We start from the raw sequence: 1,227 nt of genomic DNA, 5'->3' as shown, positions 1-1,227 counted from the left end.
GTGCGCGACGCGGAGCAGGAGCTCACGGACCTCGAGGCCTCTCCTCCCCCACCCGACGACCCGCGCGGCCCGCTGGCCCAGCGCCTGCTCACGGAGCTGCACCGACCGGGACGGGATGTCGGCGGCGCTCGTTAGGCTTGTGACCATGCCTCATCTGCGTATCGCCACGGTCAATGTCAACGGAATCCGAGCGGCGGCTCGCAACGGGATGAGCTCCTGGTTGGACGATGCCGGCGTCGACATCCTCACGCTCCAGGAGGTCCGCGGGCAGGACGAGCACCTCGAGGCCGCACTCCCCGGCTGGACTTTCGTGCACGACGAGGCCACAGCGAAGGGGCGGGCCGGCGTCGCCATCGCCAGCCGCACTCCCGCGCTGGCCTCCCGCACCGATTTCGGCCCCGACGACTTCGACTCCAAGGGTCGCTGGATCGAAGCCGACTTCCTGATCGGCGATCGCCCGCTCACCGTCGTGAGCGCCTACGTGCACTCCGGCGAGGCCGACACCCCGAAGCAGGACGAGAAGTGGAAGTTCCTCGACGCGTTCGGGACGCGCCTGGGCGAGCTCGGCTCCGACGGCGCCCTCGCGCTCGTCACAGGCGACCTCAACGTCGGGCACCGTGAGCTCGATATCAAGAACTGGCGAGGCAACCGCAAGAAGGCCGGCTTCCTCCCCCGCGAGCGCGCCTACTTCGACCGCTTCCTCGGCGAGGCGGGCACAGAGGTCTCGGGGGTCGACGGCACCGTGGGCACCGGCCTCGGCTGGATCGACGTCGGCCGAAAGTTCCACGGTGAGGTCGACGGCCCGTACACCTGGTGGTCGATGCGAGGACAGGCGTTCGACAACGACTCCGGGTGGCGCATCGACTATCACCTCGCGACGCCCGCACTCGCCGAACGCGTCGAGAGCTATCACGTCGCGCGCGCCGCGGCCTACGACCAGCGCTGGAGCGACCACGCGCCCGTCGTCGTCGACTACCGCTACTGATCCGCGACGGGCACGCCACCCGACGTCGTGACGTCCGGCGCTGTGAGGTCCGCATAGCGGTACCACCCGCGGTACTCCAGGACCGTCCCGAGAACGGGGCTCGTCGCGCGCATGTCGATGGTGCGTCGACGGCGGGCCTCGTCCCAGCCGTCGACGAGCTCCACCTCGATGCACAGGATGCCGCGGAGCGGGATCCGATACCGCCCCAGCCGCAGTGCGACGGCGCGAGTGCTCATGCGCAG

General features: G+C 70.0%; 2 protein-coding genes. One reads left to right on the top strand and one right to left on the bottom strand.

Annotated features, from left to right (window positions below; all coding sequences use genetic code 11):
- The first annotated feature begins 145 nt into the window (after positions 1–145).
- Positions 146–985 carry an exodeoxyribonuclease III gene (locus KZA10_RS15625; RefSeq protein ID WP_174799536.1) on the top strand — a complete coding sequence of 280 codons (840 nt, stop codon included), beginning with the start codon at positions 146–148 and terminating at the stop codon, positions 983–985.
- Here the strand turns inward: KZA10_RS15625 and KZA10_RS15620 are convergent.
- Positions 979–1,227, bottom strand: a 249-nt coding sequence (locus KZA10_RS15620; protein ID WP_218683344.1) for a DUF4166 domain-containing protein, incomplete at its 5' end; no start/stop codon positions are given. The genes KZA10_RS15625 and KZA10_RS15620 overlap by 7 nt on opposite strands.

The organism is Microbacterium sp. BF1 (assembly GCF_019279095.1).
Classification (GTDB): domain Bacteria; phylum Actinomycetota; class Actinomycetes; order Actinomycetales; family Microbacteriaceae; genus Microbacterium; species Microbacterium maritypicum.
Note: the sequence above shows the minus strand (reverse complement) of the source record. Positions and strands in the feature narration are given on the sequence as shown.